This window comes from Telluria sp. AZSoR62 (genome assembly GCF_058111565.1).
This window is the reverse complement of sequence record NZ_JBYTST010000524.1, coordinates 1-243: the sequence shown is the minus strand read 5'-3', so window position 1 is coordinate 243 and position 243 is coordinate 1. Positions and strand designations below refer to the sequence as shown.

At 75.7% G+C, this 243-nt stretch carries 1 pseudogene; it reads right to left on the bottom strand.

From position 1 onward, the window contains the following. Window positions 1–243, bottom strand: a pseudogene (locus AC3XQU_RS24620) (hypothetical protein); the annotation flags it as partial.

Genomic DNA, 243 nt, shown 5'->3' with positions numbered 1-243 from the left:
AACGCTCGCCGAGCTTGGCGGAGGCTTCGGCGATCACCACCGGCCCGCGTTCGCGGCCTTGTCCGCGCATGGCGTGACGTGCGCCGCCGCGACGCCCCTCACGATGACCGGCACGCTCCGCGCGCGGACCGCGATCCGGGCGTGCGGCATGGCCGGCGTCGAACTCGGCCCGGCTGATGGAGCCGTCGCCGTTCGCGTCCAGCTTGGCGAAGCGGTCGCCCGCCCGTTCGGCGCGACGGGCCT